The sequence below is a fragment of the Wolbachia endosymbiont of Drosophila baimaii genome, assembly GCF_028982185.1.
Lineage (GTDB): Bacteria > Pseudomonadota > Alphaproteobacteria > Rickettsiales > Anaplasmataceae > Wolbachia > Wolbachia pipientis.
The window spans coordinates 1-5,572 of record NZ_JAPQLE010000104.1; the positions used below are offsets into that span (position 1 = coordinate 1).

The 5,572-nt window shown below is 33.6% G+C and carries 7 protein-coding genes and 1 tRNA gene; 1 reads left to right on the forward strand and 7 read right to left on the reverse strand.

The genetic code is table 11. The annotated features are described in order from the left end of the window. The first annotated feature begins 122 nt into the window (after window positions 1-122). Window positions 123-338: a hypothetical protein gene (locus tag OZD66_RS03455; RefSeq protein WP_220468234.1), complete on the forward strand. Its 216-nt coding sequence runs from the start codon at window positions 123-125 to the stop codon at window positions 336-338. 36 nt (window positions 339-374) lie between these two features. Here the strand turns inward: OZD66_RS03455 and OZD66_RS03460 are convergent, their stop codons facing one another. The 7 genes from OZD66_RS03460 to OZD66_RS03490 form a co-directional block, all read right to left on the reverse strand. Continuing rightward, complete coding sequence (locus OZD66_RS03460; protein ID WP_182367953.1) at window positions 375-926, reverse strand: 5-formyltetrahydrofolate cyclo-ligase; 552 nt, start codon at window positions 924-926, stop codon at window positions 375-377. Then, window positions 910-1,530 (reverse strand): ferredoxin reductase domain-containing protein, encoded by a 621-nt coding sequence (locus OZD66_RS03465; protein WP_182367949.1) that lies wholly within the window; start codon window positions 1,528-1,530, stop codon window positions 910-912. Before OZD66_RS03465 ends, OZD66_RS03460 begins: the two co-directional genes overlap by 17 nt. 103 nt (window positions 1,531-1,633) lie before the next feature. Beyond that, a complete protein-coding gene (locus tag OZD66_RS03470; protein WP_182367946.1) occupies window positions 1,634-2,779 on the reverse strand; it encodes a SurA N-terminal domain-containing protein in 1,146 nt (381 codons plus the stop codon). Between the two features lie 184 nt (window positions 2,780-2,963). Then, window positions 2,964-3,054: transfer RNA gene (locus tag OZD66_RS03475), tRNA-Ser, on the reverse strand. Between the two features lie 57 nt (window positions 3,055-3,111). Next, window positions 3,112-3,435 (reverse strand): hypothetical protein, encoded by a 324-nt coding sequence (locus tag OZD66_RS03480; RefSeq protein ID WP_182367943.1) that lies wholly within the window; start codon window positions 3,433-3,435, stop codon window positions 3,112-3,114. 44 nt (window positions 3,436-3,479) lie between these two features. After that, entirely contained in the window at window positions 3,480-3,986 is a 507-nt protein-coding gene (ppa, locus tag OZD66_RS03485; protein ID WP_182367940.1) for an inorganic diphosphatase, read from the reverse strand. Window positions 3,987-4,045: 59 nt separating this feature from the next. Next, the gene (locus tag OZD66_RS03490; RefSeq protein ID WP_182367937.1) at window positions 4,046-5,278 is read right to left on the reverse strand and encodes a WD1261 family protein; all 1,233 of its coding nucleotides are present in this window, start codon (window positions 5,276-5,278) and stop codon (window positions 4,046-4,048) included. Window positions 5,279-5,572: the final 294 nt, after the last annotated feature.

A 5,572-nucleotide genomic window follows, 5' to 3' on the forward strand; every position in this document is an offset into this window, starting at 1 on the left:
AAAACATTCCTCTATTCGAATCCTTTCGTCGTGCTGTTGATTCTGCCTTCCTATGACCTGTTCGGACTATTATGAGAAATGCTATAATAGGGGAAGATAAGGCTGGTCTTTTGAACAATCTTATGAGCAAGGGTACTAGTACTCATGAGGAAGATATGGAGAAACTTGTAGGTTTTATGAGCGAATTTCAATCTAAAATTATGGCCATTGGTGAGGGTAAAATAGAGGAGGTAGAAAAAATGGTTAATGATAAAGTTAACCAAATGAAGTCACCAGTTCCTCAATTAGATAGTCCAAGTTCTGAACGAGCGAGTACAGGAGAAACCAAAACCCTCTGATGGCTTGGAGAGGGAGGGAATGGGAAAGGTAGAGATCTATTCTTTTTTATCCACTTTTTTGAGCAATCCACTTCTACACCTAACACACATTTCAGTGATTATAATATCCAATTTTTGATCATGTTTTTCTACAGGTAAATCTTTACAATATTGTTTCTCATAGGCTACACCTATAAATATTTTTCCAAGTGGCCGCAGTTTTTCTATCATTGTATCATACCAACCACCGCCAAAACCTAATCTATTAAAATGATCATCAAAAGCAATAACAGGAGTAATGATTGTGTCGGGAATTACGTCTTCATTTGTTTCGTTCCATTCCTCAAATTTTAGTAACTTATTTTTATTAGGAATTGCTACTTTATAACCTAAATCGAGTAAACTATGCATCAAAGGCACAACATCTATTTCTCCATCCATTGGAATGTAAGCCGCAATTGTTTTGCCTTTAACGTAGCTTAAGTTCTGATTAAAGAGATTAATAAGGGAATTTGCTGCATAACTGGAATAACTTTCATCAATATCTTTTCTTATAGCTTTATATTGCTCTCTTATTTCCTTTTTGTGCTGTTTAATATCTTTGAACATGATCTATCCATTTCACAGTGAGTTTTTCTTGTAAACTATTTTGCTTCAAACGCTCACTTAAAAAGTCAAAATCAACAAATTCCATATCCTGGTCTTGATTACTGCAGCTATAAACAAAACTCCTTTCTCCTGTTTCCGCATTTATATGCTGCTGCACACACTGAGCGCAGATTTCTTTCATCATACACTGCATAGGAGAATTAACTGATGATATTGCTATGTGGCTTGATTTCAGATATGGCTTTAAAATTGTTTTTCTAGCTTCATTCACAGCTTTCATCATTTTATCAGAACCAATAGTGATAATTTTATCTATAACGTTCAAATTAATACCTAATCTTCCTTGTTGATAAGAGACTATTGCATCAACTATATTACCATGAAAGGATTTATCTTGATCTCTGCTTGTTTCTATCAATCCTTCTTCACATGCCCAAACTACTGCATTTGATGCACGCTCTATCAGTGCTCGTTTAAATACATCACTTAATTTCTTATAGCCAGCAAAGTACAAAACCTTATTATTATTTTCAAGACACGCCTTCCCTATCGAAAATAACACTGCATTTCCAACTCCACCACCAATTAGCATTATATTCTTCATGTGCTATTTTAACTACATTTGTTCAAATTTTTTGAAATTTTATAGAACAAAGTAATTTATATAGTTCTATACACAAAGACAGAGACAAGGACACTCTCTGACTTCAACTATACCGATAACTGACAGCTGCATTTTTACGCATATCATCTAATAACAAGTTGCTTTGTATCATAATCTTTTGTTGGTACATCTGCTGTTTAATTGCTTCTATACCCGCTACATTACTCTTGATATCACACAACATCATCAACTTTGCAGTGCCATTTTCTCTAAATTCTACTATTTCATTCACACTTGTTTTACTAAATAAAATCTGTAAATCAGGATTTAAATCTCGCATTTTTATTTCAAATTCCTTTGCGTTTGGCAACTTAAAATTATCTGCCAATTTATCAAAATTTAAACAATTAACTTTTTGCTCCTTGGGATTATCTAATAAACTTTCTGAACCTTCAACCACAATCTGTTTTAATTTTAAAGTGCTTTCCAGCAGTGCATGATTAAGTTGTACTTTATCTATTACTTTTATAACAGAGTAACCTTCACTGAAACTGAATGGACCTGCTATGTCGCTGATTTCTAATCCTTCTAAAACGCTCTTGAGTTTTCCTTTTAGCTGACTTAAATTAACTGTTGCTTTACGCATCTTTATTGGAGGTTCTGGGTTATTACTATTACGTAATTTTTCTACTAAATCTTCAGCCATACCATAAACGTCCTTGTCTTTTTGATCAGGAATTATAAACTCTTGGAACGTGATAAGATAATCCGGCTTTTCTGTTTGCCTTTTTACATCGTCTACTTCTTTATCGCTCATATTAATAAATGGCACAATTTTTACTTCAATAATTTTGCTCCACAGTAACTGACATTTTATTTGTTTTCTTAAAATACTAAGATCTATATTATGCTTCTCTATGTATTGATCAACTTCATTAGCATTAAGTTTAAAACTTTGGGTTAAAAATAACATGACAGCATTATCTAACTCCTCGTTGCTCAATTTTATATTCAGCCTCTGCGCTTCATTAATAATGATAATTTCGTCTATTAGCTCCCTAAGAATTTGAGGTTTTGCTTCTTTTTGATTAACACTTTGAGTGCCAAACAATGAATTTATAAAGTTGATGCGTTTTTCGATATCTAAATTTGAAATTGGCTCGCCATTTACATCTGCAATAATTTCAATCTCGGTTGCAAGCAACCTAAGTGGCAACACTATCAACAGTAAAATTAGTATTTTATACATACAAGTAAAGTTGTTTAGTTAATAACCAATTCTATAATAAATACTGAGTCAATGCTAGCCAACTTTTTAATAGTGATCTCAGTGACAATGGAAATAAAAACCATTGCAACAAAATCAGGTACGCTGGTAAATAGGCTAAAAACATGCTAATATAGCGAATTTAAACCGTGCTAAAAACAGTATACGGAAGGAGAGGGATTCGAACCCTCGATACGACTTTTGGGTCGTATAACGGTTTAGCAAACCGCCGCCTTCAGCCGCTCGGCCACCCTTCCAAATTTAGAACCTAAAGATTATATAATACCAAGACCTCTACCGCCTGTCTAATGCTTTTAATTGCAATATTTGTATCTGTTCAGATGCATGGCTAATACTGAAACAAAAATTCCAGTGCTCCCTTTCTTGTCATCCCAGTGCCCAGACACTGGGATCCAGGAATTTTGATTGGGCACTAAGTTGGTAAGCATAAAAGTGGCTGATCTTATGTTAAAACACAACGTTCTTGATGAGATTACGGCAAGGCTGGATTCCAGACTGGAATGACACCATTTGCTGTGCAGTTTACCTTCAAGAATGAATGTTCGTACAGTCGTGCGCGGTATCTCAGCATAGATTCTGCTAACAAGTAGCGGAATGACGAATTTGTTGTTTTTCAAATTGTGGGCAAACCTAAGCCACTTTAGCTATAAATCAATAAAAACTAATTTCTGCTTTTTTCAATGATTTTCTTTGCTTCTTCTACACCAACCCATTCTCCAACTGCTACCGTTTTTCCCTTTTCTAGATCTTTATAATGAGAAAAGAAATGAGTAATTTTATCTAGTAGGCTTTTAGATAAGTCAGAATAGTCCTTTATATTGTCATAATAGCTATCAACACTGGAAACAGGCACAGCTAATATTTTCTCATCTTCTCCTTTTTCATCCTTAGTGAGTAATGCGCCTATCGGACGCACCGATATTAAAACACTAGATGCTAAGGGAAACTGAGTTAGCACCAAAACATCCACAGGATCACCATCACCTGCGCAGGTATTTGGTATAAACCCATAATTGCAAGGATAAGTCATTGAGGTAGATAAAAATCTGTCAACTTGTAACAACCCAAACTCTTTATTAAATTCATACTTTACAGGCTCAGCATTCGCACTTATTTCAATTACCACATTCACCGCATTTGGTCCTGCTGTTATTTTACTTAAATCCATAAATTACCTCTTAACTTAAGAATAAGCATTATACAATATATGCTTTTAAGTTGCTACATTTATGTAATTCTAAACTTATTTTGCACGGGCTGTCCTAAATTTTCATTCGTCATCTTATTGACTGTTGAAAGTGGTGGTTCCTGTGATAATTGAAATAAAGCATATACTATTACGATAGTAAGCACTGCAGCAATTACTAGATTAACAAAATTATCCTGTGGTAGGACACCTTTTATTGGATTAAATAATTTTTGCTCCATAAGGAAATAATCAGCAACATATAACCCAACAGATAATACAAACATACCTAAAATAAGTTTACAGATTATGTTTTTATGGTCTTTTTCTTTTTTCTTACTGATGATAAGATTTGGCCTACATTCATTCTCTTCTTGTGGCACTGAGTAGTATATATTCTCAGGGTTTGTTACTAATTGTTCAAATTCATCACTATTTTGGTTTTTTAACAGTTGCTCTAGAGTGTTTTTTCTATTTATAGGACATATTGATCCATCCATTTTTAATCCTTTCTCTTGTCGATCTACATCCTCATGGTCGATTGTATATTTGATGGTTCCATCTCTACTTGATAATCCGATCATGTGTAGTTTGCTAGCTAAGAATATTGTATATTGCGTTATTAACAGATTCTCATGTAACTCTAGTACTTTTCTTTTTACTATTTTATCAGGTGACAAAGGTTTTTTATAACTACCTCCAAGAGAATATAATAGAGAAAGTGATAAAGCCACATCTCTATCTACTTTTATCTCTTGATGAGTAGAATAGTAACAATCGATAACAAATTTATTAAAATAAAACTCTTTATCAGATTTTTCATTTAACAGTTTTTTGATGTCAGCAAGTACATTATTTTCAAAATCTTCCTCTGTTTTAAATATTGGTTCTCTCTTTGGATTTGCTAAGATGTTAAGTAAATCTAATTTTCTTCCATCTACTACTTCATTTATATCTCTATTTAACTCAGACCCTTTAATAACGTCATATATTTTATCTATGACATCTTTAGTATTCAGATTATTGTTTTCACTTAGAATTCGATAAGCTAGAGCATAAATTAAAAACAGCCCTTGTAGACTAAATTTTAAGTTAAAATAGTAATCTAATTGTTCATCTTGCTTCTGTATGAATGCAGACAGACCTATGTGATTCCTGTGATCCATAAAACGACCTAAGTCAGCATGTTGAAAGCTACCTAAAAAAATAAATAACGTCTCTAATAAATTACCCTTACCAACAATTTTTATTAGTTCTTCAATTTCTTTTATCATTGCTGAAACCTATAATGTTCTACTTTATAGTATAAGGGATACATGGCAAAATAGCAATAAATGTTATTAGACTTCTTGCATAACCCAAACTAAGTAGAAAAAGGTATAGCTATACCGCCGCGGTATCTCAGCCACTAACAAGAGATCCCGCTAACACGCAGCGGGATGACGGTTGTCAGGGTGTCATCCAAGTAGCCTCTTTCTTGTCATCCCAGTGCCCAGACACTGGGATGGCTTTGTTGCATCGCTAGCTATGATGGATTAAAGATAAAAAAGATAGGGAATATCAGTAGC

Coding starts and splice junctions, on each gene's coding strand:
- OZD66_RS03455 (WP_220468234.1), top strand. CDS start 123: ATGAGCAAGGGTACTAGTACTCATGAGGAAGATATGGAGAAACTTGTA.
- OZD66_RS03460 (WP_182367953.1), bottom strand. CDS start 926: ATGTTCAAAGATATTAAACAGCACAAAAAGGAAATAAGAGAGCAATAT.
- OZD66_RS03465 (WP_182367949.1), bottom strand. CDS start 1,530: ATGAAGAATATAATGCTAATTGGTGGTGGAGTTGGAAATGCAGTGTTA.
- OZD66_RS03470 (WP_182367946.1), bottom strand. CDS start 2,779: ATGTATAAAATACTAATTTTACTGTTGATAGTGTTGCCACTTAGGTTG.
- ppa (WP_182367940.1), bottom strand. CDS start 3,986: ATGGATTTAAGTAAAATAACAGCAGGACCAAATGCGGTGAATGTGGTA.
- OZD66_RS03490 (WP_182367937.1), bottom strand. CDS start 5,278: ATGATAAAAGAAATTGAAGAACTAATAAAAATTGTTGGTAAGGGTAAT.